Raw genomic sequence first — 24,177 nt, forward strand, 5'->3', positions numbered from 1 at the left:
ACTTTGCCCGCAAAGTGACTCGCCCGGGAGGGCGAAACCAAAAACATCAACAAAAACGCGGCAATCCGGAACAAGCAACAAACACACACACAAACTTGCCAGTCCGGTATCAATACTGATTCCCCGAGATTCCGCGAAGAACCCACTTTTTCCGCGCGCCTCAAACCTGCGCCTGAATCACCCGTACCAAGCCCGGCTGCCGCGCCTGCGGCAAGCCCAGGCGCGCCGCATCGGCGCTGGGATCCAGCACCTGCACCTGAGCGAAACCACAGCGCTGAAAGCCTGCAATTATCTCGTTATGGTCACGGTAATGCAGGGGGTAGCTGCCGCGCGTCAGGCGGCCGACCAGATCCACGCCCCAACGCAACTGGCGATAACGCGGATGTTCGCGTAGATCCGGGTACAGGTCGGTGAGGTAGGTGCCGCCGGCGAATGCCCGCAGCTCTTCGGCCAGCCGCGTCCAGAAGCCCTCGATGACCGGCAGCTCGAAGTAATTGACCAGGCCTTCGGTGATCACCAGTACCGGCTGGCGCCGATCCAGCTCGGCGAAGAGGCTGGCCAGGCAATGGCCACCGCGCGGTGCGAGGATGTCCACGCTGCGCACCAGATGCTCCTCGCTCAGCCAGCCGGCTTCACGCAACAGCGAGCGCTTGCGCGCCGCCATCGCCGGCAGATCCGCCTCGACGTAGCGCAGCTGTGGGTAGCGCTGGCGAAAACGTCGACCACGTGGCGACAGACCGCAGGCGATTTCCACGACCTGGCTCACACCGCCCTGCTCGATGGCCTGGGTCAGTTGCGCATCGATCTGCAGATGCCGCTGCAACAGCAAGGTCTCGATATCCAGATCGAAGCCAGCCCGCGCGCCCCAGCTGATGGGCCAGAGCAGGCCATGCACGAAACGCCCGAAAGGTGTGACGAAAGCCGGGTCGGATAGCTGATGGCGATACCAGACGTAGCCGGTGTAATGTGCCGAGGGGCTGATATGGGCGCTGCTGACCCGGGCGCGTTCAGGCATTTTTAAGGCTCTTATTGGTATGCTCGCGCCCTCAGATTAGATGGCTGCGAGCCCCTTCGACAGATCATGTCCAGCGAACCCACCCTTAGTTTGCCCTGGCCCGGTGCCCGCCCCCTGCCCGATACCTTCTTCGATCGCGATGCTCAGCAGGTGGCTCAGGAGCTGCTCGGCAAGGTGATCCGTCATCGCGTCAGTGGGCTCTGGCTCAGCGCAAGGATCATCGAGACCGAAGCCTATTACCTGGTCGACAAAGGCAGCCATGCCTCGCTCGGCTATACCGAGAAGCGCAAGGCACTGTTCGCCGATGGCGGGCATATCTACATGTATTATGCGCGCGGCGGCGACTCGCTGAACTTCAGCGCCCAGGGCCCGGGCAACGCGGTGCTTATCAAGTCCGCCCACCCCTGGATCGATGCCGTCAGCGGCACCGAAGCACTGGCAGTCATGCAGCACAACAACCCCGACACCCAGGGCCAGACGCGCTCGCCTGAGCGCCTGTGCGCCGGCCAGACCCTGCTGTGCAAGGCCCTGGCGCTGAAGGTGCCGGATTGGGATGGGCAACGTTTCGACCTGGCGCGGCTATTCGTCGAGGATGTTGGCGAGCGTCCGCAGCACATCGTGCAATGCGCACGCCTGGGCATCCCCCACGGGCGCGACGAACACCTGCCGTACCGCTTCGTCGACGCGGCCTATGCCCGTCATTGCACGCGCAACCCGCTGCGTCGTGGCCAGGTCGAAGGCCGCGACTATCGTTTGATCACCCTTTGCGGAGGAGTTGCATGAGCGCCTGGCTCGACACCCTGACCACCTGGCTGAGCGGCCACCCCCAGTGGCTGGGGCTGGCGATCTTTCTTATCGCCCTGCTCGAGTGCCTGGCCCTGGTGGGTATCCTGCTGCCAGGCGTGGTGCTGCTGTTCAGCGTCGCGCTGCTCGCCGGCAGCGGCGTGCTCAGCCTGTGGGAGACGCTGCTGCTGGCCTACGCCGGCGGCCTGTGTGGCGATGCGCTGTCCTATGCCCTGGGTCGACGCTTCCAGAACGGCATCACGCGCCTGCCGATCCTGCGCAACCACCCTGACTGGTTGATGCATGCCGAGGCGTACTTCCGCCGTTACGGCGTTGCCAGCCTGCTGGTGGGGCGCTTCATCGGCCCCCTGCGACCGATGCTGCCACTGGTCGCCGGCATGCTCGACATGCCGCTGGTGCGCTTCATCGCCGTCACCCTGGTGGCCGCCGCCGGCTGGGCCGTGGCCTATCTGCTGCCGGGCTGGGCCACCGGCGCGGCGCTGCGTCTGCCGATGGCACAGGGGTTCTGGACCGAAGCCGCCGTACTGCTAGGTGCCATCGGCCTGATCCTGCTGCTGACCATCCAGGCCAGCCTGGTCGAGAAACGCCGCGCCAGCCTGATCGCTGGCGGCCTCAGCCTGCTCCTGCTGCTGGGGATGATACTCGGCTGGCCGCATCTGGACGCGCTCGACCAGGGCCTGCTGACCCTGGTGCAGGAACAGCGCCAGGCGCACCTGGACAAGTGGATCGTGGTGCTGACGCGCCTCGGCGACTTCAACACCCAGCTGATCGCCGCCCTGGTGCTGTGCGGCCTGCTGCTGCTCGCCCGGCAATGGCGCCACCTGCTGTTTGCCGGTTCGACCCTGTTGTTCACCGCACTGGCCAATACCACCTTGAAGCATGGCTTTGCCCGCGCCCGCCCGGACATCCTCAGCGAGCCGCTGACCAGCTTCAGCTTTCCCAGTGGTCACAGCTCGGCAGCCTTCGCCTTCTTCCTGGTGCTGGGGGTGCTGGCCGGGCGCGGCCAATCCGCCCGCCTGCGCCTGGCCTGGCTGGTGGTAGCGGGCCTGCCGGCACTGGCCATCGCGCTATCGCGGGTCTATCTCGGCGTGCACTGGCCCAGCGACATCATCGCTGGCGCCGTGCTGGCCTCGGCCATGTGCGGCCTCAGCCTGACCTTCTGGCAACGTCATCAGGTGCTGCCAGCGCTGCCGGCGCGCCTGTGGTGGGTGGTACTGCCGGCCTGCCTGGCGGTGCTTGGCGGCATGGCCACCTGGCAGTTGTCAGCGGCTTTGCTGCGCTACAGCTATTGAAGTCAGGCCTCGCCCTGGAGCTGATCGAGCAGTGCATGCAGGCGCTCCAGACGCAAGGTGGGGTCGCACTGCTGCAGCAGTTCGAGCTTTTGCAGCGGATCCAGAGGCAGCAGGTAGGCGAGCTGATTGGCCAGTTGCTGTTGACCGCCAACCAGGCTGGCCATGCCCAGCCCGGAGACCAGTGGGTGTTCGGCCAGGGCCGTGAGCAAGGCGGCGAGGTCGGCATGCTCGGGCAGCAGGGGCTGATCGGCCTGCTCGCCCAGCCAGGCCACCTCGGCGATGGTCAACTGATCGGGCAGCACCTGCGCGCGCTCCACGCGAAAGCGCCGCCCGCCCTCGACACGAATGCCGAGCAAGCCGTTGGGCCGCTGCTGAAAATCGCGCACCAGGGCCTCGCAGCCGATGCTGGCAAACCGGCTGGCGGCCTCACCCACTTCTTCCCCCTCGACGATGCACACCACGCCGAAGCCACTGCCCTGCTTCATGCAGCGACTGATCATGTCCAGGTAACGTGCCTCGAATAGCTGCAGATCGAGCATGCAGCCGGGAAACAGCACGGTATTGAGTGGAAACAGAGGCAGGTTCATCGGCAGGCGACCTTGCGCAGCATATCGGTGCTGCGCAGTGTGCCAGAGAGCAGCGGTCGACTCACACCAGCAAAGCGATGGCCAGGGGCAGCAACACGGCAGTGATCACCCCCATCAGGCTCATGGCCAGGGCGGCGAAGGCGCCACACTCGTCGCCTTCCTGCAGGGCCCGCGCCGTGCCCACGGCATGCGCGGTGATGCCCAGCGCCATGCCCTGGGCCGCCGGATGTCGCACCCGGCACAAACGCAGCACGGACGGCCCGACCATGGCGCCGATGACCCCGGTGATCATCACGAACACCGCTGCCAGCGCGGCGATGCCGCCAATCTGATCGGCCACCAGCATGGCGATCGGCGAGGTCACCGATTTCGGCGCCATGCTCATCAGCATCAGGTGCTCGGCACCGAACAGCCAGGCCAGCCCCACCCCCAGCACGGTGGCCAGGGTACCGGCCAGCCCCAGAGTCAGGATGATCGGCCAGAACAACTGGCGGATGCGCCGCAGGTTCAGGTACAGCGGCACGGCCAGGGCCACGGTGGCCGGGCCGAGCAACAGGGTCAGTGCGGCTACGCTGTTCTTGTACTCGGCGAAGCTCAGGCCACTGAGCAGGAGAATACCGATCACTGTGAGCATGGACACCAGCACCGGCTGCAGGAATACCCAACGGGTGCGTTCGTAGGCGGCCATGGCGAGCTGGTAGGCCCCCAGGGTGATACCGATACCGAACAGCGGATGATGGATCAGCGCCTGCCACGCGCCCTGCCAATCGAGGCTCATGCTTCCTCCCGACCTTGCTGGCGCTCGATCAGTTTCTGCATCAGCCAGCCGGCGAACGCCACCGACAGCAGCAAGGACAGCAGCAAAGCACCGGCCACCGCCCAGAAGTCCTCGGCGATATCGCTGGCATAGGCCATCACCCCCACCGCAGGCGGCACCAGAATCAGCGGCAAGTACTTGAGCAGGCTGCTGGAGGCCACACTCAGAGGCTCGCCCACCTCGCCACGCAGCATGAGAAAGACGAACAGCAACAGCATGCCGAGGATCGGCCCGGGCAGCATGGGCAAGAACAGTACGTTGAGGACGGTGCCGAGCAGCTGGCACAACACCAGCCAGGACAGGCCGCGAAGCAACATGAACAGGATCTCCAAACGACGAGCGATGACTACAGCCCAACCAAGGAAGGGGATTGTGGTCATCCGTGAAGGCAAGTCAGCAATTATAGGGCGCCTCTAAAAACGTAGGCGAGGCAGCCAGCACAAGGCAAAAACAGGCGAAAAAGCGCAGTTTACGCGTTGTAAATGAGCATTTTGAGCCTGTTTTTAACGCAGCGATGGCAACGCAGGTAGTTTTTAGAGGTGCCCTATAGGGGCTCTGGCCCCTGTATTGCTTATTCAACCTGGTCTATGCCGTGTCATTCAGGGCGCGGCGGCAGGGTTGACCGGGCGATAGCCCCATGATGATCTACCCTCAGGACATCACGCCAACAACAAGAACACCCGCGTCTTCAAGGAGAAACCATGCAGTTAGTCCCCGTTGCAGAACTCAAGGATCATGTCGGCAAGGAACTGGGCAAGTCCGACTGGCTGACTATCGATCAACAGCGCATCAACCAGTTCGCCGAATGCACCGGCGACCATCAGTTCATCCACGTCGACCCGGAAAAAGCCAAGCACACGCCATTCGGCGGCACCATCGCCCATGGTTTCCTGTCGCTGTCGCTGATTCCCATGCTGATGGAGGGCATTATGGTGCTGCCCCAGGGCCTGAAGATGGCGGTCAACTATGGCCTGGACAGCGTGCGTTTCATCCAGCCGGTGAAGGTCGACTCGCGCGTGCGCCTGGTGGTGACCCTGACCGACGTCAGCGAGAAAAACCCCGGTCAGTGGCTGCTCAAGGCCCGCGCCGTGCTGGAGATCGAAGGCCAGGAAAAGCCGGCCTACATCGCCGAACCGCTGACCCTCTGCTTCGTCTGATCCAGAAATCGTCGTTTCGCCACGAAACGACGGCGCCGCCAACGCGGGCCTTGCGGCCCGCCATTCTTCGCACCTGGAATGTGCACGGCTACAGCACGAGCCGACAAGCATGGGGCATACTGCGTGCCGATGCTCTCGACCAGGATGTCCGTCATGATTTCGCCCACCCTGCGCCTTGCCCCTCTCTGTCTGAGCCTGCTGCTCGCTGCCTGCGACGATGTGCGCCAGGTACTGCCGCCCGATGCCGTGCTGCCCGATGGTGCGCAGTACCGTGGCGAGGTGGTCAATGGCCTGCTGCAAGGGCCAGGGCGGCTTGACTACCGCAATGGCAGCTGGTTCACCGGCCAGTTCAAGGACGGCCAACTGGAAGGCCCTGGTGAATGGCAAGGGCCAGGCGGCGAGCACTATCAGGGCGACTTCCATGAAGGCATGTTCCACGGCCAGGGCACCCTGACGTATCCCGATGGCAGCCGCTACGAGGGCGGTTTCGCGCGCAACCGTTTCAGTGGTGAAGGCCTGCTGGAGCAAGCCGGGCAGAAATATCAGGGCGAATTCCGCGATGACCGTTTCCACGGTCTGGGCACCCTGGAGCTGGCCGATGGCAGCAGCTTCCAGGGGCAATTCGTCGATGGCCAACCGAAGGGCCAGGGTGTGCGCAAGGACGCCTACGGCAACCAGTTCAGCGGCCAGTTCAGCCAGGGCCTGCTGGATGGCCAGGGCAGCTACGGCAACGCCGATGGCGACACCTACAGCGGCGGCTTCAAGGGTGGCGAGTTCCACGGCAAAGGGCGCTACCAGAGCGCCAGCGGCGACGTCTGGGCCGGCGAGTTCGTCGAGGGCGTGATGCAGGGCGAGGGCGAATACGTCGGTGCCGATGGCAGCCGCTACCTCGGCCAGTTCGAGGACTGGCAGTACGCCGGCGAAGGCCTCCTGACCCTGGCCGACGGCAGTGTCTACCAGGGCCATTTCGCCGATGGCCAATACAGTGGCAAGGGCACCCTCACCCTGGCCGATGGCACACGCCAGGCCGGCACCTGGCAGCGCGGTCGGCGAATACGCGACGAACAGGGTCGTCGCCTGCCGGACAGCCTCGAGCTGGGTCTGCTCGATCAGGGCCGTCTGCTCGACGAGGCCATCGCGGCCATTCCCGCCTCCACGCCAGCACGCGAACTCTACGCCCTGACCCTGGCCGGCGACGGGAAGCAGAGCGTGTTCATGCGCGAGGCCGATTACGTCAGCCGGATGCTGCGCGAGCGCTTCGGTGCCCATGGCAGCATCAGCCTGGTCAACCACCGCGACCACCTCGCCGACCGCCCCCTGGCCACCCGCGAGAACCTGGCCCGCGCCGCCCAGGCCCTGGCCGAACGCAGCGGCGCAGAAGACCTGGTGTTCATCTACCTGACCAGCCACGGCTCGCGCCACCACGAACTGAACCTCGACCTGCCGCGCCTGCAGCTCGACGATCTGCCGGCCAGCGAGCTGGCGGCCGTGCTCGCCCCCTTGAAGGATCGCTACAAGGTGGTGGTGATCTCCGCCTGCTACTCCGGCGGTTTCATCCCACCACTGAAAGACGACAAGACCCTGGTGATGACCGCTGCACGCGCCGACCGAGTGTCCTTTGGCTGCAGCGAGGAAAACGACTTCACCTACTTCGGCCGCGCCCTGTTCGCCGAGGCCCTGGGCGAGACCGACAATCTCGAGCGAGCCTTCGAGCTGGCCAAGGAACGGGTCGCCGAACGCGAGCAGAGCGATGGCTTCGAGCCCTCCGAACCGCAAATCTGGGCACCGCGCGAGGTGCTCCAGCAATGGCGCAATCTGCGCCAGAGCCAGGCCGAGCGCGCCTTGAACGCCGTGGCCAGCAAAGCCGTAAACCATTAAGCTGGCTCTAACGGACAAGAGACCCCTGCATGCACCTGACCCCACAGCACATTCTCATCGCAGGCGCCACCGGCCTGACCGGCGAGCACCTGCTCGACCGCCTGCTCAGCGAACCCACCATAGCCCGCGTGCTAGCGCCTACCCGCCGCCCGCTGGCCACGCACCCGCACCTAGAAAACCCGGTCGGAGACCTCGCCGAGTTGCTGCCGAGCCTGAGCGGCCCGGTGGACACCGCCTTCTGCTGCCTGGGCAGCACCATCAAGCAGGCTGGCTCGCAGGAGGCCTTCCGTGCGGTCGACCATGACCTGATCCTGGCTTTCGCCCGCCGCGCTCGCGAACTTGGCGCCCGCCATCTGGTGGTGATCAGCGCACTCGGCGCCAACCCCGGTTCCTCGGTATTCTACAACCGCGTCAAGGGGGAAACCGAAGAGGCGCTGAAAGCCATGGGCTGGCCACAACTGACCATCGCCCGCCCTTCCTTGCTGCTCGGCACCCGGCATGAGTTTCGTCTCGGCGAGCGCCTGGCCGCGCCGCTGCTGCGCTGGCTGCCGGGCAAGTACCGGGCCATCGATGCCTGCGTACTGGCCCGTGCCCTGTGGCGCCTGGCGCTGGAAGAACAGGACGGTACCCGCGTGATCGAATCGGCCGATCTGCGCCGTCTGGGGCGCTGAGGGAATGGCAAGCCTGATCGTGGCGCTACAGAGCGCCGACATGCTGGAAATCGATGGCCTGCACGCCTGGCAGTTCGAGCTGGACGACGGCCTGCTGAGCGACCCGCAGGCCAATGCCGGGCAGCCGCTGCTGTGGATCGAATGCATGGACGGCCGCACCCGGCGCACCTGGCAATTCAGCCTGGCGGCCGTACAGGCCGCGCGGCACGAAGTCTCCAGCGATAGCTGGCAACTTGAGGATGAACACGGCAGCCATCGACTCAAGTGCTTCGCAGCCTTCTGCGGTGACAACCTCGAAGACGATGCTTAGGGTCTGTTGCCGTTTCGTCATGAGCGCACAGTAACAGCCCCTGGAGCGAAACGAGCCGGATCGCGCCGCGAAAACGAGGCATCTACCGGCCAAGTGCCAGCAAAGGCCTTGACGTGCCGGGCATGCAGCGAGAGCATGGCCCCTTCGTTCAGACGTGGTTGCCACCACAGGGCGCAGCATGACGAAAACGCGCTTGGCCCGCAGGAAGCTGGCAGTGGTGAAGTCGCCATCTCGACAGACCTGGGGAAACGCTTCATGAGCCTGGCCTCTGTACGCGCCTTCTTTGCCGCCAAGGCACCCGACATCGCCATCATCGAGCTGGAGACCAGCACCGCCACGGTGGCGCTGGCTGCCGAAGCCCATGGCGTATCGCCGGGACAGATAGCCAAGACCCTGGCCTTTCGCATCGCCGAGCGCGACCTGCTGATCGTCGCCCGTGGCGATGCACGCATCGACAACCGCAAAATGAAGGAATGCTTCGGCGCCAAGGCGCGCATGCTCGACGCGCAGACCGTCATCGAGCTGACCAGCCATCCGGTTGGCGGCGTCTGCCCGTTCGGCCTGGCTACTCCCTTGAGCGTCTACTGCGACCGTTCGCTGCTGGCCTTCGACGAAGTGCTGCCCGCCGCCGGCGCCACCCACAGCGCCGTGCGTATCGCCCCGCAGCGCATGGCCGAACTGGTGGATGCCGAGTGGATCGACGTGTGCCAGGAAGTGGAAACGGAGCCCTGCTGAACGGGTCAACCTACCCGTAGGGTGCGCCGTGCGCACCGAAACATTGCGGATTGACTCAAGGCAACACAGCGCCGCAGAAAACCGGTGCGCACAGCGCACCCTACGGCGTCATAGCCGCCTCAAGCCTTATCCTACAACCCGCCGCTGACACCCAGGCTCACACCGAGGGCCGCAGCCAGCGAGAACGGCAACAACAGGGTATCGAGCAGGGCGCTGGCCGGCAGATCCAGCCCGGCATATCGCGGCGCCTCGGCGCCGAAACGCTCCAGCGGGCAGCAGCCACCCCGGATGGCGTACCAGTCCAGCCGCGTGCCGGCATACACCACCGGTGCGCCCGGCTTGGCCGCATCCAGCGTGCGCACGGTAGCGCAGCCGGTGAGGCTCAGCAGCGCCAAGCCGACCAGCAGCGCCTGCCTCATCCGCGCGTAACCCGGATCTCGACCAACTTGCCGTCGAGAAAGCGCAGGTAACGATACATGCCGTTGCTTGGCCCGTAGACCCACTGCTCCACCGTTACGCCGCCACCTTGCGGACTGCTGGGTGGGATCACCTCGCGGTGGTCAGGCTCGCCGCATTTGCGTCGGACATCCACCGTCAGATCGCCCTCGTTTATCAGCATAGTGCCGCAGCGCATCGAAGCCTGCGCAGCAGGCATCATAGAAAGGGCCAACAGGCAGCCCAACAGGTAACGATTGGCCATGGACATGGATCTCCCTATTCGTCCGATACCAGATGATGCTCGCCCCACCGGGGCAGCATGTCCTGGGGGATGCCCAGGCAATTGAGAATGCGCGCGACGACGAAATCCACCAGATCATCCAGCGTCTGCGGCTGGTGATAGAAGCCGGGCGAGGCCGGCAGGATGGTCACGCCCAGGTTCGACAGCTTGAGCATGTTCTCCAGGTGGATGCTGGAATACGGCGCCTCGCGCGGCACCAGAATCAACTGGCGACGCTCCTTCAAGGCCACATCCGCGGCGCGCTCGATCAGGTTGTTGCAGGCGCCCGTGGCGATGGCCGACAGAGTGCCGGTGCTGCAGGGCACCACCACCATGGCGGTCGGCGCACCGGAGCCGGAGGCCGCTGGCGCCATCCAGTCTTCCTTGCCATAGACGCGCACCTGCCCAGGCGCCGCGCCGGTGTACTCGGTGAGAAACTGCGCCATGGCCTGCGGCTTGGCCGGCAGCACCACGTCGGTTTCGGTGGCCATCACCAGTTGTGCGGCCTTGGAGATCAGGAAGTGCACTTCGCGATCTTCCTGCACCAGGCAGTCGAGCAGGCGCAGGCCGTATTGCGCGCCAGAGGCGCCGGTCATGGCCAGGGTGATTCTCTCAGGGCCTGACATTTATCCCTCCAGGGCCTTGGCCAGCTTGCCGTGCAGACCGCCAAAGCCACCATTGCTCATGACCACCACCTGGGTGCCGGGGCGCGCCAGGGTCTTCACGCCGTCGATGATCGACTCCAGCGAGTCGCACACCCGCGTCGGGTTGCGTGCCTGGGCCACGGTGGCGGCCAGATCCCAGCCCAGATTGGGCGGCGCATACCAGAACACCGCATCGGCCTGTTCGGCAGACTCGGCCAGGCCGTCGCGGTGGGCGCCGAGCTTCATGGAATTGGAACGTGGCTCGATCACCGCAATCACCTGAGTGTTATCACCGACGCGCTTGCGCAGGCCATCCAGGGTGGTGGCGATGGCGGTGGGGTGATGAGCGAAATCGTCGAAAATGGTCACGCCATTCACCTCGGCAACCTTTTCCATGCGCCGCTTGGCGTTGATGAACTGGCCCAACGCCTCGATCCCCAATGCCGGTACCACGCCGACATGGCGCGCCGCCGCCAGCACGGCCAGGGCGTTGGCGACGTTGTGCTGGCCGGTGAGGTTCCACTGCACAGTGCCCTCGACCTTGCCGTCGAAACTCACCTCGAAGCGCGAGCCGTCGGCACTGAGCAGGCGCGCCTGCCACTGGCCGCCCTCGCCAGTAGTCTGCACCGGCGTCCAGCAACCCATCTCGATCACCCGCGCCAGCGCGGTTTCGCGGGCCGGGTGGATGACCAGACCTTCGCTGGGAATGATGCGCACCAGATGGTGGAACTGCCGCTCGATGGCCGCCAGATCCGGGAAGATATCCGCATGGTCGAATTCCAGGTTGTTGAGGATGGCCGTGCGCGGGCGGTAATGGACGAACTTGCTGCGCTTGTCGAAGAAGGCGCTGTCGTACTCGTCGGCCTCGACCACGAAGAACGGCGTGTCGCCCAGGCGCGCGGAAATCCCGAAGTTCTGCGGTACGCCACCGATCAGAAAGCCCGGGCTCATGCCGGCATGCTCCAGCACCCAGGCCAGCATGCTCGAGCTGCTGGTCTTGCCATGAGTGCCGGCCACCGCCAGCACCCAGCGCCCCTGCAGCACGTGATCGGCCAGCCACTGCGGGCCGGAGACATAGGGCAGGCCCTTGTTCAGCACGTATTCGACCGCCGGATTGCCCCGGCTCATAGCGTTGCCCACCACCACCAGATCGGGCGCCGGCTGCAGGTGCGCCGGGTCGTAACCCTGCATCAGCTCGATGCCCTGAGCTTCGAGTTGGGTACTCATGGGTGGGTAGACGTTGGCATCGGAGCCGGTGACGCGGTGGCCAAGCTCCTTGGCCAGAACGGCCAGCGAGCCCATGAAGGTGCCGCAGATGCCGAGAATATGGATATGCATGGATGACCTCGATACGTGCCCTGTTGAGGGCCTTGGCGCAATGGCGGCAGGTTAGCACAGCGCCGACGCCATGGCCGTCGCTGCCGCCGTTTGACCGAAGCGGGCGGATAAAGATCGCCGCCGCGGTAACGGCATCACGAAGCCAGGATGGACAAAAGGGGCTTGCCAAAAATCCGCTATTCGCCCTAGGCTCGACTGGTCTGACCGGTAATACCACAACAATGAATAGTGTTCGCTGTCGACGCCTCTTCAGGGAGCGCCACGAACCTACCGAACGGAGACCCCCGCCATGCTGCTCAAGCTTTGCTCCCGCTCGATATTCCTGCAGGTCATCATCGGCCTGATACTCGGCATCCTCGTCGGGGTCGCCCTGCCGGATCTGTCATCGCAGCTCAAGCCGCTCGGCGACGGCTTCATCAAGCTGATCAAGATGCTCATTGCACTGATCGTCTTCTGCGTCGTGGTCAACGGCATCTCCGGCGCCGGCGATCTGAAAAAGGTGGGGCGCATCGGCCTGAAATCGGTGATCTACTTCGAGGTGCTGACCACGGTCGCGCTGGTCATCGGCCTGGCCGTGGCCTATGGCCTGGGCCTTGGCTCCGGCGCCAACATCGACCTCGCCAACCTGTCTGGTAACGATGCAGCGGCCTTGAGCTCAGGCGCCCATCTGCACGGCCCGATCGAGTTCATCCTCGGCCTGATTCCCACCTCGGTGTTCAGCGCCTTCGCCGAGAACAATATTCTCCAGGTGCTGCTGTTCGCCGTGCTGTTCGGCAGCGCCCTGAACCTGGTGGGCGAGCAGGCGGCTGGGCTATCGAAGCTGATCGGCGAGGTCAGCCACGTGATCTTCCGCATCATGGGCATGATCGTGCGCCTGGCGCCCATCGGCGTGTTCGGCGCGGTGGCCTTCACCACCAGCCGCTACGGCCTGGAATCCCTGAGCCACCTGGGTGCACTGGTGGCGGTGTTCTACCTCACTTGCATCCTCTTCGTGGTACTGGTGCTGGGCAGCGTCTTGCGTGTGTGTGGCCTGCCATTGCTGCCGTTTCTGCGTTATTTCCGCGAGGAACTGGTGATCGTCTTCGGCACGGCCTCCTCCGACGCCGTGCTGCCGCAGGTGATGCGCAAGCTGGAACGCCTCGGCATTCGCAGCTCCACCGTCGGCCTGGTGATTCCCACCGGCTATTCCTTCAACCTGGACGGCTTTTCCATTTACCTGACCCTGGCTGTGGTGTTCATCGCCCATGCCACGGGCACGCCACTTTCGTTTGGCGATTTGCTGACCATCCTGCTGGTGTCGCTGGTGACCTCCAAGGGCGCCCACGGCATTCCCGGCTCGGCGCTAGTCATCCTCGCCGCCACCCTCAGCGCCGTACCGGCCATCCCTGCTGCCGGGCTGGTGCTGGTACTCTCGGTGGACTGGTTCATGGGCATCGGCCGGGCGCTGACCAACCTCACCGGCAACTGCGTCGCCACCGTGGCCATCGCCCGCTGGGAGAACGACATGGATCTCGAGCATGCCCAACAGTGCATCGCCAATCCGGCCCAGGCCAGCGCCGACGAAGCGCGCGCACAACTGGCGCGCCCGGGCAGCACGGATGCCTGACGGCCTGCAGGCTCAATACAGAGGAAAGGCTCAGTGTTCGCATCATCCAAACGGCTCAACGCCATCGTGCAGAAGCTACTCGAGCCCATAAAGCGTGGGCAGTGGCCGGCCGGGCAGATGCTACCCGGGCAGCGTGAACTGGCCGAGCAACTGCAAATCAGCCGACCAAGCCTGCGCGAAGCCATCACCGTGCTGGAAACCCTCGGTGTGCTGCGCTCCCTGCCCGGCAAGGGGGTGCTGGTGCTCGACGCACCGCAGCCCGTCGATGTTGCGGCAACGCAGGCCAGTGCCAGGGCCGCCACCCTAGAGAACGTGCTGCAACTGCGCTACGCCCTGGAGCCCTTCATCGCCGGCCTGGTAGCGCAGTCGGTGGACGACAACGCCCTGAGCCAGTTGCGGCTGCTGGTCATGGACATGCGCGAGGCCGTCGAGGATCGCGACCCGCCGGCGTTGGCCAGTGCCTACACGGCCTTTCATCGCAAGCTGGTCGCCATCACTTCCAACCCCATCTTCCTCAGCGTCTCTCAGCAAACCGCCGGGGCGCTGGAGCAGAGCGAAGGCCCGGTTCTGCGTGAACCCGAACACGCCGAGCAGATTCTCGAGGAACACGAAAGCATCCTGCGCGCCATCCGCCGCCGCGACAGCGAGCTGGCCAGCCGCGCCATGCGCCAGCACATCCTCAACGAAGGCAGCCGCCTCGGCCTGCAGTTGCAGCTACCCGCCACCTGAGCCCACCGGCCTGGAAGCCTCGCTGCCCCGCAACTCAGACGCTCTGCATCCCTGCGCATAAAATCAAACGCTTGCTTGGATTGCGCTTTCAACTGGCTTTGAGGCAGCATCGACAGGCCTGCCACACAACAACTCCAGCCCACCACAGAAGTCGAGGCCCGCCATGCGCATCGTCCAAGCCACCCTGGAGCACCTGGATCTGTTGACCCCGCTGTTCGTCAAATACCGCGAGTTCTACAACGAACTGCCGTTCCCGGAGTCCTCGCGCAAATTCCTCGAGAAGCGCCTGCGCCGCAAGGAATCGGTGATCTACCTGGCCCTGGCCGACGATGAAGACAAACTGCTCGGCTTCTGCCAGCTCTACCCCAGCTACTCCTCGCTGTCGCTCAAGCGCGTGTGGATTCTCAACGACATCTACGTGGCCGAAGACGCACGCCGCCAACTGGTGGCCGACCGCCTGCTGCACACCGCCAAGCAGATGGCCAAGGACACCAACGCCGTGCGCATGCGCGTGGCCACCAGCCGTGACAACGAGGTGGCGCAGAAGGTCTACGAGTCCATCGGTTTCCACGAGGACGAGCAGTTCAAGAACTATGTGCTGCCCATCAACGAAGACTGACTCGCCAGCCGCGCTGGCTTGCCGCAAGCGGCCAGCGCTCTCATGATTGTCGGGTTTTCAACCGCGAAGCTCTCCCCATGTGGTCACTCAAGGCCTGGCGCCGTCGTCGCACCCTCGAACGCAACCCGGTCGCTGCCGAGCACTGGGCCGCAGTGCGCCAGCGCCTGGCGATTCTCGACGGCCTCGACGAGCTGGAGCTGCAGCGCCTGCGCGAACGCGCCGTGCTGTTCCTGCACGACAAGCACCTGACCGCCCTGCCCGGCCTCGAGCTCGGCCCGGTCGAGCATCTGCTGCTGGCCACCCAGGCGCAGTTGCCGCTGCTGAACCTGGAGGAGCTCGACTGGTATCGCGGCTTTCACGAGATAGTCCTGTATCCCGACGATTTTCTCAGCCCTCAACGCCACCGCGACGCCGCCGGTATCGAGCACGAATGGGACGACGCGCGCAGCGGCGAAGCCTGGCTGCAAGGCCCGGTGATCCTCGCCTGGCCCGGCGTCGAGACCAGCGGCGGCTGGGAGGGTTACAACCTGGTGATCCATGAGCTGGCGCACAAGCTGGACATGCTCGACGGCAGCGCCAATGGCCTGCCACCGCTGCACCGCGACATGCGCGTGCAGGACTGGGCTAACGCCATGCAAGGCGCCTATGACGCGCTGAACGCCGAGCTGAACGCCAACCTCGAAGCCGAAACCGCCATCGACCCCTATGCCGCCGAAGACCCGGCGGAGTTCTTCGCCGTGACCAGCGAATACTTCTTCAGCGCTCCGGATCTGCTGGCGCATGCTTTCCCCGAGGTTTACCGGCAACTGGCGCTGTTCTACCGCCAGGACACCCTGGCCCGCTTGCAGCGACTGCAGGCGGAACACCCTGACTACCAGAGGGTCGAAACCGCGACCAATGCCTGAGACCAATTGCTAATTAGGCTGACGTAGTAACGCCACGCGAATCTGCCTATAATGCGCCCCACTTTTTGGCCCTCCCTGGGAGTTCCCCCATGAGCTACAGCAAGATCCCGGCTGGCAAAGACCTGCCGAACGACATCTACGTTGCCATCGAAATCCCGGCCAACCACGCGCCGATCAAATACGAAATCGACCATGACACCGACTGCCTGATGGTCGACCGCTTCATGGCCACGCCGATGTTCTACCCGGCCAACTACGGTTTCATCCCGCACACCCTGGCCGACGACGGCGACCCCCTCGACGTGCTGGTCGTGACCCCTTACCCGGTCGCACCGGGTTCGGTGATTCGCGCCCGTCCGGTGGGCGTACTGCACATGAGCGACGAAGCCGGCGGCGACGCCAAGCTGGTTGCCGTACCGCACGACAAGCTGACCGTTCTGTACAAGGACGTTCAGGAATACACCGACCTGCCCGCGCTACTGATCGAGCAGATCAAGCACTTCTTCGAGAACTACAAGGATCTGGAGAAGGGCAAGTGGGTCAAGGTAGAAGGCTGGGGCGGCGCTGAAGAAGCCCGCGGCCTGATCAACAAGGCAGTCGCGGCATACCAGAAGTAAGCCCTGACACCTCCGAAAAGCCGGCCACAAGCCGGCTTTTTTATTGTCTTTCCTAGGGTCTGTTGACGTTTCGCTCGCGGCCGCGACGGAGCCAGTTTTTGCGTGGGGCTAGGCGCGAGACGCGAAGTTTGGTCGCCCAAATGAGCCGTCGAGTAACGACGCGCCACGCAAAAATTGGCCCGCCCCTTCGGGTTGCGCGGCAAATTGCGCCATGCGTCGTTGCAGGATTTGGCAAGGGAACGACCATTACCTGCATCCTGCGCCTAGCTTGGCGCAATTTGGCGCAGCAACGCGGTTCGCGCCGAAACGTCAACAGACCCTAATCTTTTCGCATTGCGCCATCGCAGCTTTTCACGCCAGCCGCTGCGAGACCGCTATGCTGTAAATCGACACTCGCAGGGATCAGCCAGGGCACCGAGAACGATGATGAACCTGACCTTACGTAACCGAATCATTGCCAGCTTCACACTGGTCATCGCCATCCTGGCTCTGCTCGCCGCCGCCTCCTATCTGCGCCTCAAGCATATCGAGAACAGCACGCAGAGCATGCTCAGCGACTCCGTGCCGGGCGCCTATTACGTCAGCAAGGCGCAGAATGAGTGGGCTCGGCACATGCTGGAGACCCGCCGCACCCTGATCGATGCCATCAGCGGCAGCAACGTCGACAAGCTCGGTGCCCATCTCGAAGCCTTCGGCCAGATCGAAGCTGAGCTCGATGACTTGCTCGCGCTCTACCAGAAAACCATCCGCGAAGAGAGCGACAAGGCCCTGTTCGAGGCGTTCGAGGCGCAGCACGAGCAGTACATGACCCGCCATGGGCAACTGCGCGAACTGCTCCGTCAGGGCGCGCCCCAGGAGGCCAGCGCCTTCAGTTTTCAGAACGTGTTTCCCGCCTGGGACAAGGGGCAGAAGACCCTAGACGATCTGATCGAAAGCAATCGACTGCAATCGGATCGTGCCGCCAATGGCATCCGCGACGAAGTGCTCGGCCTGGAGGTCGACCTGCTAATGGCCATCCTCCTCGCCGTGCTCGCCGCAGCCGTTTGCGGTTGGCTGCTGATGCGCGCCATCACCCAGCCGGTGGAACGCATCGTCACCACCCTCAAGACACTCGAGAGCGGTGACCTGTCGGCGCGCCTCGACCTGCAACGGCGCGACGAATTCAACGCCATCGAGCTGGGTTTCAACAGCATGGTGGCCGAACTCAAGACCCTGGTCGGCAGCGCCCAGCGCTCCGCCGTGCAGATGACCACCTCGGTCACCGAAATCGCCGCCACCTCACGCCAACAGCAGGCCACCGCCACGGAAACCGCCGCCACCACCACGGAGATTGGCGCCACCTCGCGGGAGATCGCCGCCACCTCGCGCGACCTGGTGCGTACCATGGGCGAGGTGTCCGACAACGCCGAGCAGACCTCCATCCTCGCCGGCACCGGGCAACTTGGCCTGGCACGCATGGAAGAGATCATGCATCAGGTGATGGGCGCCGCTGACGTGGTCAATGGCAAGCTGTCGATCCTCAATGAGAAGGCCGGCAACATCACCCAGGTGGTCACCACCATCGTCAAGGTGGCCGACCAGACCAACCTGCTGTCGGTAAACGCCGCCATCGAGGCGGAGAAGGCCGGCGAATACGGCAAGGGCTTCGCCGTGGTGGCGGTGGAAGTGCGCCGCCTGGCCGACCAGACCGCCGTGGCCACCTACGACATCGAGCAGATGGTGCGCGAGATCCAGTCCGCCGTGTCGGCCGGAGTGATGGGCATGGACAAGTTCTCCGAAGAGGTGCGTCGCGGCATCGGTGAGATGACCCAGATGGGCGACCAGCTCAGCCAGATCATCCAGCAGGTGCAGGCCCTGGCACCGCGCATCCAGATGGTCAACGAAGGCATGCAGGCGCAGTCCACCGGCGCCGAGCAGATCAACCAGGCGCTGGTGCAACTGAGCGAGGCCAGCAGCCAGACCGTCGACTCCCTGCGCCAGGCCGGCAGTGCCATCGACGAGCTGAACCAGGTGGCCAACAACCTGCGTGTTGGCGTCAGCCGCTTCAAGGTCTGAGCATGCAAGCCTCCAGCAAGGCGTCGGCCGGCGAACTGCACCTGCAGTTCCAGCTCGGCGAGGATCGCTATGCGCTCGCTGCCCGCATGGTGGTCGAGGTGCTGCCGCTGCGCCGCCTCAAGCAGATTCCCGAGACGCCGGACTGGGTCGCCGGCCTGCTCGCTCATCGCGGGCAGATGATCCCGGTGCTCGATCTCAGCCGCCGCGTGCTCGGCCGCCCAGCCCTGGCGCGCAGCAGCACGCGCCTGGTACTGGTGCATGTCGCCGTACGCCCAGGCACGCCGGATGCCGTACTGGGGCTGATTCTCGAACAGGCCACCAACACCCTGCGCCTGCCCGACGAGGCCTTCCAGCCCACGGGCCTGGAAGCAAGCCAGCCCGACTACCTCGGCCCGGTACAGGGCAAGGGCGCCGGCCTGATCCAGCGCATCGAGGTGAACGGCCTGCTCGATGCGGCCATGCGCGCCCTGCTGTTCCAGGCGCAGGAATGAGGCTGAAGGCATGATCGAGCACATCGAACGCCTGCTCAAAAGCCGTATCGGCCTGGACGCCGAGTCCATCGGTCGCAGCGTGATCGAGCGTGCCGTGCGCCAGCGCATGACGGCGCTCGGTCAGAGCACGCTGGAAGAATACTGGGCGGGCCTGGGCGGCTCGCCGCGCGAACAGCAAGCCCTGATCGAAGCCGTGGTGGTGCCGGAAACCTGGTTCTTCCGCTATCCCGAGTCCTTCACCGCGCTGGCCAGCCTGGCCCTCGAGCGTCTGCTGCCGCTGGCCGGCAGTCGCCCGCTGCGGCTGATCAGCCTGCCCTGCTCCAGCGGCGAGGAGCCCTACTCCATCGCCATGACCCTGCTCGACGCCGGTCTGCTGCCCGCACAGTTCCAGATCGACGCGCTGGACGTCAGCGACAAGGTGCTGGAACAGGCACGTCGCGGCCTGTATGGGCGCAACTCGTTCCGTGGCGAGCAACTGGCATTTCGGCAGCGCCACTTCCAGCAACAGGCCGATGGATATCTGCTCGATGCCCAGGTGCGTGACTGCGTCAGCCTGCGTACCGGCAACCTGCTGGATCCCGCGCTGTTCGCAGGGCAGTCCCCCTACGATTTCATCTTCTGCCGCAACCTGCTGATCTATTTCGACCGCCCCACCCAGGTGCGCGTGCTGGAGTCGCTCAAGCGCCAATTGCAGGAAGGCGGCACCCTGTTCATCGGCCCAGCCGAAGCCAGCCTGGCCAGCCAGAACGGCCTGCAGGCCATCGGCCGACAACAGACCTTCGCCTTCCGCCTGGCGCCACCCAGGCCGGCGCCCGCTCCCGTGCCGCGCCCCAGCACGCCGCCGCTGCGCCAGGCGCCGCTGCCGGCACCACGGCCCAGTGTCGCGCTGCGCCCGCGCCCCAGCCCGGCAGTGCAGGCACCGGTCGCACCTGCCAGCCAAGCGCGGGACATCTGGCAAGAGGTCGCCGCGCTGGCCAACGCCGGGCGCAGCGACGAAGCCCGACAACGCTGCGAGCAGCATCTGCAGGCACAGGGCCCCAGTGCCGAGGGCTACTATTGGCTGGGCCTGCTCAGTGATGTGCAAGGCAACGCCGAGCAGGCCTGCGCCTACTACCGCAAGGCCATCTATCTCGACCCGCAACATCGCGAGGCGCTCACCCACCTGGCCACGCACCTGCAAGCCCAGGGCGACGCCAGCGGTGCACAGCGCCTATATCGGCGTGCGCAGAACACGGAGGTAGGCAAGCGTGACTGAAATCCTGCTCGAACGGACGCAGGTGGACGACTGCTGGAACCGCATCGGCGTGTTCGGCGACAAGAGCTGCCCGCTCCTGGCGCGTCATATCCACTGCCGCAACTGCGAGGTCTACGGCGCCGCCGCCATCGCCCTGCTCGACCGCTACGGCAGCCTGCAGAACGAAGCCCCGGCAGAGGACGAAACAGAGGCGGTAGCAGCGCCGGTCGGCGAGCAGCGCTCGCTGCTGATCTTCCGTCTCGGCGAACAATGGCTGGGCATCGCCACGCGGCGCCTGGCCGAGGTGATGCCGGTGTCGCCGATCCACGTGCTGCCGCATCGCAACGAGCAAGGCCTGCTTGGGGTCACCAACGTTCGCGGCACACTGGTCGCCTGCCTGTCGCTGGCCGACCTGCTCGGCCTGCCGAGCCAGGCAGCGCCGAGCGACACTCGCCGAGTGATCCCGCGCATGCTGATTCTGCACAGCGAAAGCGGGCCGTTGGTGATCCCCGTGGACGAAGTCAGCGGTACCCAGCGCGTGCCGCTGGCACGCATCAGCAACCCACGCCACGAAGATAGCCGCGCCATCAGTCGCTTCAGCGCCGGAGTGCTGCAGTGGCAGGAACGCAGCATCACCGTACTGGATGACGACGCACTGCTACAGCACATGATCAGGAGCCTCGCGTGACACCGGATCAGATGAGGGATGCATCGCTGCTGGAACTCTTCCGCCTGGAGGCGGAGGCGCAGAAGCAGATGTTCGACAGCGGCCTGCTGACGCTCGAGCGCGACCCGGTCAATGCCGGGCAACTGGAAGCCTGCATGCGGGCAGCCCACTCGCTCAAGGGGGCCGCGCGCATCGTCGGCCTGGACAATGGCGTTCAGGTCGCCCATGTCATGGAAGACATGCTGGTAGCCGCCCAGGAACACCGGCTACGCCTGTCGCCGGAACATATCGACGCCCTGCTGCAGGGCTCCGACCTGCTCCTGCGCATCGGCCAAGCCCAGCCCAACGAGGCCCTCGACGCCGAGGTGGCCAGCCTGACCGCGCGCCTGCGCACGCTGTTCGGCCAGCCCGCAGCAGCCCCGACAGCGGCAACCGTGCCCAGCGCGACCGCCGCTCAAGGGCCGGCAAATCCTGCCGCTGCCGCGGCATCCAGCGAGCCACAGGCGGACGAACGCAACGCCCGAGTGCTGCGCGTATCGGCCGAACGCTTCGATCACCTGATCGACCTCTCCGGCAAGTCACTGGTGGAGTTCCAGCGCACCAAACCCTTGAGCGCAGCTCTGCAGCGTCTCAAACGCCAACAGGAAGCGGCGCGACGCACCCTTGAGTCACTGCGCGAACACCTGCTCGGCAGCGCGCTGGATGCCACCGCCCAGGCCCTGTTCAACGAGAGTCGCAACCTGCTGATCGAATGCCAGCAGCAGTTGCAGGCTCATCAGGAGTTGTTCGACGACTTCGTCTGGCATGGCGGCCAGCGCACCCAGCAGCTCTATGACCTGGCCCTGGCGGCGCGCATGCGCCCGTTTGCCGATGTCCTCGGCGGCCAGGCGCGCATGCTGCGTGATCTCGGCCGTTCGCTGGGCAAGCAGGTGCGCCTGGAGATCGAAGGCGACAACACCCAGGTCGACCGCGACGTGCTGCAACGCCTGGAAGCGCCACTGACCCACCTGCTGCGCAATGCCGTCGACCATGGCATCGAGCAGCCGACCGAGCGCACGCGCAAGGGCAAGGCGGAGGAAGGCTGCGTGCAACTGCGCGCCCGCCACCATGCCGGCATGCTGGTGCTGGAAGTCAGCGACGATGGCGCCGGCATCGACCTCGACCGCGTCGCCCAGGCCGTGGTGAACCGTCAGTTGGCCTCGGCGGAACAGGTGGCGCAGATGACCGAGGAAGAACTGCTGGCCTTCCTCTTCCTGCCCGGCTTCAGCCTCAGCCAGCAAGTCACCGAAGTCTCCGGGCGTGGCGTCGGCCTGGATGTGGTGCAGCACGAGATTCGCCGCATGCGCGGCAATGTCCGCCTGTTGCGCAGCCCACAGGCGGGCTGCCTGTTCCACCTCGAACTGCCGCTGACCCTGTCGGTGGTGCGTGCCCTGGTGGTGACCATCGGCGGCGAGGCCTATGCCTTCCCACTGGCACAGATCGAACGCATGCTGCGCCTGCCGCGCAGCGCCATCGTCCAGCTCGAAGGGCGCCAGCAGTTCTGGCTGGAGGACGAACATATCGGCCTGATCTCCGTCGCCCAATTACTGCAGCGCCCCGAAGCACAAGGCGAGCAGGACGACATCCCGATCGTGCTGATCCGTGATCGCGAGCGCTGCCATGGCCTGGCCGTGGAGGCCTTCGTCGGCGAGTACACCCTGGTGCTGATGCCACTCGACCCCCGCCTGGGCAAAGTGCGCGACGTGGCGGCAGGCGCCTTGCTGCACGATGGTACGCCGGTGCTGATCCTCGATGTCGATGACCTGCTCAACTCGGTGGGCAAACTACTCGGCACCGGCCACCTGCAGCGGGTCGACCATGGCGGCCAGGCGCGCCAGACACAGGCCAAGCGCGTGCTGGTGGTCGACGACTCGCTGACGGTGCGCGAACTGGAGCGCAAGCTGCTGCTCAGCCGCGGCTATCAGGTGGAAGTGGCCGTCGACGGCATGGACGGCTGGAACGCCCTGCGCGCCGGGCACTTCGACCTGCTGATCAGCGACATCGACATGCCGCGCATGGACGGCATCGAGCTGGTCACGCTGGTGCGCCAGGATCCGCGCCTGCGCTCGCTGCCGGTGATGGTGGTGTCCTACAAGGATCGCGAAGAGGATCGCCGCCGTGGTCTGGAGGCCGGTGCCGACTATTATCTGGCCAAGGCGAGCTTCCATGACGAAGCACTGCTCGATGCCGTACAAACCCTGATCGGTGAGGCCCGCGAATGAGGATCGCCATTGCCAATGACATGCCACTGGCCATCGAGGCCCTGCGCCGCGCGCTGGCCACGGAGCCGCAATACCAGGTGATCTGGGTAGCGGACAATGGCGAGGAAGCCGTGCGCCGCTGTCAGGAGGATCGGCCCGACCTGCTGCTGATGGACATGCTGATGCCCGGCATGGACGGCGTGCAGGCGACCCGCCTGATCATGCAGGACACCCCCTGCGCCATCCTCATCGTCACCTCCGATGTCGAGCGCAACATGACCCAGGTGTTCGATGCCATGGGCGCCGGCGCCCTGGACGTGGTCGCCGTGCCGTCGCTCGGCCCGCAACAGACGCTCGACGCGGCGACCCTGCGCCGCAAGATCCACAACATCGCCTGGATGATCGGCCACAAGACCTCGCGCTCGGTCAGACAGTCGCCTCTGAGCGGTAACGAGAACCGTGGCCGGAGCCTGGTGGCCATCGGCGCCTCCGCCGGTGGCCCGGCCTCGCTGGTGGAGCTGCTCAGGGAAATTCCCGCAGACTTTGCCTCCAGCATCGTGCTGGTTCAGCATGTCGACGAGGTGTTCGCCGCCGGCATGGCACAATGGCTGGCCAGCGAGTCGCAGATGCCCGTACGCCTGGCCCGGGACGGCGAAGCCCTGCAACCCGGCGCCGTCTTGCTGGCCGGCACCAACAATCATCTGTATCTGACCGAGCAGGGGCATCTGGAATATCGTCGCGAACCGCTCGATCAGGTCTATCGTCCCTCTATCGATGTGTTCTTCGAGAGCGTGGCCAGCCACTGGCGCGGCGAGGCGATCGGCGTACTCCTGACCGGCATGGGGCGCGACGGGGCACAAGGGCTGAAACGGATGCGCGAACGCGGCTTCCACACCATCGCCCAGGATCAGGCCAGCAGTGCCGTGTATGGCATGCCCAAGGCCGCCGTGGCGCTGGATGCTGCGGTCGAAGTCCTGCCACTGGGCAGGATCGCGGCGCGCCTGGTCGAGCGACTGGGCTGAGCGCCTTCAACATTCACATATTGGCG

General features: G+C 65.2%; 26 protein-coding genes. 18 read left to right on the top strand and 8 right to left on the bottom strand.

The features are described 5' to 3' along the window. Positions 1-160 precede the first annotated feature (160 nt). Positions 161-1,015 carry a class I SAM-dependent methyltransferase gene (locus tag ACSVIK_RS16715; protein WP_442445377.1) on the bottom strand — a complete coding sequence of 285 codons (855 nt, stop codon included), beginning with the start codon at positions 1,013-1,015 and terminating at the stop codon, positions 161-163. Between the two features lie 66 nt (positions 1,016-1,081). Here ACSVIK_RS16715 and ACSVIK_RS16720 point away from each other — a divergent pair, with 66 nt between their 5' ends. Then, a complete protein-coding gene (locus tag ACSVIK_RS16720) occupies positions 1,082-1,798 on the top strand; it encodes a DNA-3-methyladenine glycosylase (protein WP_442445378.1) in 717 nt (238 codons plus the stop codon). Next, complete coding sequence (locus tag ACSVIK_RS16725; protein ID WP_442445379.1) at positions 1,795-3,111, top strand: bifunctional DedA family/phosphatase PAP2 family protein; 1,317 nt, start codon at positions 1,795-1,797, stop codon at positions 3,109-3,111. Before ACSVIK_RS16720 ends, ACSVIK_RS16725 begins: the two co-directional genes overlap by 4 nt. Positions 3,112-3,113: 2 nt before the next feature. Here the strand turns inward: ACSVIK_RS16725 and ACSVIK_RS16730 are convergent, their stop codons facing one another. The 3 genes from ACSVIK_RS16730 to ACSVIK_RS16740 form a co-directional block, all read right to left on the bottom strand. Beyond that, the gene (locus ACSVIK_RS16730) at positions 3,114-3,698 is read right to left on the bottom strand and encodes an LON peptidase substrate-binding domain-containing protein (protein WP_442445380.1); all 585 of its coding nucleotides are present in this window, start codon (positions 3,696-3,698) and stop codon (positions 3,114-3,116) included. Positions 3,699-3,759: 61 nt separating this feature from the next. After that, positions 3,760-4,476, bottom strand: a complete 717-nt coding sequence (locus tag ACSVIK_RS16735; RefSeq protein WP_442445381.1) for an LrgB family protein — start codon at positions 4,474-4,476, stop codon at positions 3,760-3,762. Further along, positions 4,473-4,832 (bottom strand): CidA/LrgA family protein, encoded by a 360-nt coding sequence (locus tag ACSVIK_RS16740; protein ID WP_442445382.1) that lies wholly within the window; start codon positions 4,830-4,832, stop codon positions 4,473-4,475. Before ACSVIK_RS16740 ends, ACSVIK_RS16735 begins: the two co-directional genes overlap by 4 nt. 384 nt (positions 4,833-5,216) lie before the next feature. Here ACSVIK_RS16740 and ACSVIK_RS16745 point away from each other — a divergent pair, with 384 nt between their 5' ends. From ACSVIK_RS16745 to ACSVIK_RS16765, 5 genes are all read left to right on the top strand, one after another. Then, positions 5,217-5,672 carry a MaoC family dehydratase gene (locus ACSVIK_RS16745; protein WP_442445383.1) on the top strand — a complete coding sequence of 152 codons (456 nt, stop codon included), beginning with the start codon at positions 5,217-5,219 and terminating at the stop codon, positions 5,670-5,672. Between the two features lie 153 nt (positions 5,673-5,825). Continuing rightward, positions 5,826-7,550 (top strand): C13 family peptidase, encoded by a 1,725-nt coding sequence (locus ACSVIK_RS16750; RefSeq protein WP_442445384.1) that lies wholly within the window; start codon positions 5,826-5,828, stop codon positions 7,548-7,550. Between the two features lie 29 nt (positions 7,551-7,579). Further along, entirely contained in the window at positions 7,580-8,221 is a 642-nt protein-coding gene (locus ACSVIK_RS16755) for an oxidoreductase (protein WP_442445385.1), read from the top strand. A 4-nt stretch (positions 8,222-8,225) separates the two neighbouring features. Next, positions 8,226-8,531 (top strand): DUF5629 family protein, encoded by a 306-nt coding sequence (locus tag ACSVIK_RS16760; protein ID WP_442445386.1) that lies wholly within the window; start codon positions 8,226-8,228, stop codon positions 8,529-8,531. Positions 8,532-8,786: 255 nt separating this feature from the next. Beyond that, entirely contained in the window at positions 8,787-9,266 is a 480-nt protein-coding gene (locus tag ACSVIK_RS16765; protein ID WP_277373833.1) for a YbaK/EbsC family protein, read from the top strand. A 131-nt stretch (positions 9,267-9,397) separates the two neighbouring features. On the opposite strand, the gene ACSVIK_RS16770 is transcribed toward ACSVIK_RS16765, so the two are convergent. Genes ACSVIK_RS16770 through mpl form a run of 4 tightly spaced genes read right to left on the bottom strand, consistent with a single transcriptional unit; the run spans position 9,398 to position 11,966 of the window. Next, positions 9,398-9,685 carry a YceK/YidQ family lipoprotein gene (locus ACSVIK_RS16770; protein WP_442445387.1) on the bottom strand — a complete coding sequence of 96 codons (288 nt, stop codon included), beginning with the start codon at positions 9,683-9,685 and terminating at the stop codon, positions 9,398-9,400. Then, a complete protein-coding gene (locus tag ACSVIK_RS16775) occupies positions 9,682-9,966 on the bottom strand; it encodes a DUF2845 domain-containing protein (RefSeq protein ID WP_442445388.1) in 285 nt (94 codons plus the stop codon). Before ACSVIK_RS16775 ends, ACSVIK_RS16770 begins: the two co-directional genes overlap by 4 nt. 14 nt (positions 9,967-9,980) lie before the next feature. Next, positions 9,981-10,610, bottom strand: a complete 630-nt coding sequence (gene ubiX, locus ACSVIK_RS16780; protein WP_442445389.1) for a flavin prenyltransferase UbiX — start codon at positions 10,608-10,610, stop codon at positions 9,981-9,983. Beyond that, entirely contained in the window at positions 10,611-11,966 is a 1,356-nt protein-coding gene (gene mpl / locus ACSVIK_RS16785) for a UDP-N-acetylmuramate:L-alanyl-gamma-D-glutamyl-meso-diaminopimelate ligase (protein ID WP_442445390.1), read from the bottom strand. Between the two features lie 289 nt (positions 11,967-12,255). On the opposite strand from mpl, the gene ACSVIK_RS16790 reads away from it, so the two are divergent. The 11 genes from ACSVIK_RS16790 (at position 12,256) to ACSVIK_RS16840 (ending at position 24,151) form a co-directional block, all read left to right on the top strand. Continuing rightward, entirely contained in the window at positions 12,256-13,572 is a 1,317-nt protein-coding gene (locus ACSVIK_RS16790) for a C4-dicarboxylate transporter DctA (RefSeq protein WP_442445391.1), read from the top strand. Positions 13,573-13,605: 33 nt separating this feature from the next. Continuing rightward, positions 13,606-14,301, top strand: a complete 696-nt coding sequence (locus ACSVIK_RS16795) for a FadR/GntR family transcriptional regulator (protein WP_442445392.1) — start codon at positions 13,606-13,608, stop codon at positions 14,299-14,301. A 163-nt stretch (positions 14,302-14,464) separates the two neighbouring features. Next, positions 14,465-14,920, top strand: coding sequence for a GNAT family N-acetyltransferase (locus ACSVIK_RS16800; RefSeq protein WP_442445393.1), 456 nt, complete (start codon positions 14,465-14,467; stop codon positions 14,918-14,920). A 77-nt stretch (positions 14,921-14,997) separates the two neighbouring features. Beyond that, positions 14,998-15,825, top strand: coding sequence for a zinc-dependent peptidase (locus tag ACSVIK_RS16805; RefSeq protein ID WP_442445394.1), 828 nt, complete (start codon positions 14,998-15,000; stop codon positions 15,823-15,825). 89 nt (positions 15,826-15,914) lie between these two features. Then, on the top strand, positions 15,915-16,442 hold the full coding sequence (gene ppa / locus ACSVIK_RS16810) for an inorganic diphosphatase (protein ID WP_013717208.1): 528 nt from the start codon (positions 15,915-15,917) through the stop codon (positions 16,440-16,442). 423 nt (positions 16,443-16,865) lie between these two features. Then, positions 16,866-18,497, top strand: coding sequence for a methyl-accepting chemotaxis protein (locus tag ACSVIK_RS16815; RefSeq protein WP_442445395.1), 1,632 nt, complete (start codon positions 16,866-16,868; stop codon positions 18,495-18,497). A 2-nt stretch (positions 18,498-18,499) separates the two neighbouring features. Further along, entirely contained in the window at positions 18,500-18,988 is a 489-nt protein-coding gene (locus tag ACSVIK_RS16820; protein ID WP_442445396.1) for a chemotaxis protein CheW, read from the top strand. 10 nt (positions 18,989-18,998) lie between these two features. Continuing rightward, positions 18,999-20,243, top strand: coding sequence for a CheR family methyltransferase (locus tag ACSVIK_RS16825; RefSeq protein ID WP_442445397.1), 1,245 nt, complete (start codon positions 18,999-19,001; stop codon positions 20,241-20,243). Beyond that, positions 20,236-20,910 (top strand): chemotaxis protein CheW, encoded by a 675-nt coding sequence (locus ACSVIK_RS16830; protein WP_442445398.1) that lies wholly within the window; start codon positions 20,236-20,238, stop codon positions 20,908-20,910. Before ACSVIK_RS16825 ends, ACSVIK_RS16830 begins: the two co-directional genes overlap by 8 nt. Beyond that, the gene (locus ACSVIK_RS16835; protein WP_442445399.1) at positions 20,907-23,150 is read left to right on the top strand and encodes a hybrid sensor histidine kinase/response regulator; all 2,244 of its coding nucleotides are present in this window, start codon (positions 20,907-20,909) and stop codon (positions 23,148-23,150) included. The genes ACSVIK_RS16830 and ACSVIK_RS16835 overlap by 4 nt, the downstream gene beginning before the upstream one ends. Continuing rightward, positions 23,147-24,151, top strand: a complete 1,005-nt coding sequence (locus ACSVIK_RS16840; RefSeq protein ID WP_442445400.1) for a chemotaxis response regulator protein-glutamate methylesterase — start codon at positions 23,147-23,149, stop codon at positions 24,149-24,151. Before ACSVIK_RS16835 ends, ACSVIK_RS16840 begins: the two co-directional genes overlap by 4 nt. Positions 24,152-24,177: the final 26 nt, after the last annotated feature.

The sequence above is a fragment of the Pseudomonas sp. NCHU5216 genome (genome assembly GCF_052156495.1).
In the GTDB taxonomy this organism is placed as follows: Bacteria; Pseudomonadota; Gammaproteobacteria; order Pseudomonadales; family Pseudomonadaceae; genus Aquipseudomonas.

Excerpts from the sequence above, each read along its gene's own strand:
- ACSVIK_RS16715 (WP_442445377.1), bottom strand. The coding sequence starts at position 1,015 with ATGCCTGAACGCGCCCGGGTCAGCAGCGCCCATATCAGCCCCTCGGCA.
- ACSVIK_RS16720 (WP_442445378.1), top strand. The coding sequence starts at position 1,082 with ATGTCCAGCGAACCCACCCTTAGTTTGCCCTGGCCCGGTGCCCGCCCC.
- ACSVIK_RS16725 (WP_442445379.1), top strand. The coding sequence starts at position 1,795 with ATGAGCGCCTGGCTCGACACCCTGACCACCTGGCTGAGCGGCCACCCC.
- ACSVIK_RS16730 (WP_442445380.1), bottom strand. The coding sequence starts at position 3,698 with ATGAACCTGCCTCTGTTTCCACTCAATACCGTGCTGTTTCCCGGCTGC.
- ACSVIK_RS16735 (WP_442445381.1), bottom strand. The coding sequence starts at position 4,476 with ATGAGCCTCGATTGGCAGGGCGCGTGGCAGGCGCTGATCCATCATCCG.
- ACSVIK_RS16740 (WP_442445382.1), bottom strand. The coding sequence starts at position 4,832 with ATGTTGCTTCGCGGCCTGTCCTGGCTGGTGTTGTGCCAGCTGCTCGGC.
- ACSVIK_RS16745 (WP_442445383.1), top strand. The coding sequence starts at position 5,217 with ATGCAGTTAGTCCCCGTTGCAGAACTCAAGGATCATGTCGGCAAGGAA.
- ACSVIK_RS16750 (WP_442445384.1), top strand. The coding sequence starts at position 5,826 with ATGATTTCGCCCACCCTGCGCCTTGCCCCTCTCTGTCTGAGCCTGCTG.
- ACSVIK_RS16755 (WP_442445385.1), top strand. The coding sequence starts at position 7,580 with ATGCACCTGACCCCACAGCACATTCTCATCGCAGGCGCCACCGGCCTG.
- ACSVIK_RS16760 (WP_442445386.1), top strand. The coding sequence starts at position 8,226 with ATGGCAAGCCTGATCGTGGCGCTACAGAGCGCCGACATGCTGGAAATC.
- ACSVIK_RS16765 (WP_277373833.1), top strand. The coding sequence starts at position 8,787 with ATGAGCCTGGCCTCTGTACGCGCCTTCTTTGCCGCCAAGGCACCCGAC.
- ACSVIK_RS16770 (WP_442445387.1), bottom strand. The coding sequence starts at position 9,685 with ATGAGGCAGGCGCTGCTGGTCGGCTTGGCGCTGCTGAGCCTCACCGGC.
- ACSVIK_RS16775 (WP_442445388.1), bottom strand. The coding sequence starts at position 9,966 with ATGGCCAATCGTTACCTGTTGGGCTGCCTGTTGGCCCTTTCTATGATG.
- ubiX (WP_442445389.1), bottom strand. The coding sequence starts at position 10,610 with ATGTCAGGCCCTGAGAGAATCACCCTGGCCATGACCGGCGCCTCTGGC.
- mpl (WP_442445390.1), bottom strand. The coding sequence starts at position 11,966 with ATGCATATCCATATTCTCGGCATCTGCGGCACCTTCATGGGCTCGCTG.
- ACSVIK_RS16790 (WP_442445391.1), top strand. The coding sequence starts at position 12,256 with ATGCTGCTCAAGCTTTGCTCCCGCTCGATATTCCTGCAGGTCATCATC.
- ACSVIK_RS16800 (WP_442445393.1), top strand. The coding sequence starts at position 14,465 with ATGCGCATCGTCCAAGCCACCCTGGAGCACCTGGATCTGTTGACCCCG.
- ACSVIK_RS16805 (WP_442445394.1), top strand. The coding sequence starts at position 14,998 with ATGTGGTCACTCAAGGCCTGGCGCCGTCGTCGCACCCTCGAACGCAAC.
- ppa (WP_013717208.1), top strand. The coding sequence starts at position 15,915 with ATGAGCTACAGCAAGATCCCGGCTGGCAAAGACCTGCCGAACGACATC.
- ACSVIK_RS16815 (WP_442445395.1), top strand. The coding sequence starts at position 16,866 with ATGATGAACCTGACCTTACGTAACCGAATCATTGCCAGCTTCACACTG.
- ACSVIK_RS16820 (WP_442445396.1), top strand. The coding sequence starts at position 18,500 with ATGCAAGCCTCCAGCAAGGCGTCGGCCGGCGAACTGCACCTGCAGTTC.
- ACSVIK_RS16825 (WP_442445397.1), top strand. The coding sequence starts at position 18,999 with ATGATCGAGCACATCGAACGCCTGCTCAAAAGCCGTATCGGCCTGGAC.
- ACSVIK_RS16840 (WP_442445400.1), top strand. The coding sequence starts at position 23,147 with ATGAGGATCGCCATTGCCAATGACATGCCACTGGCCATCGAGGCCCTG.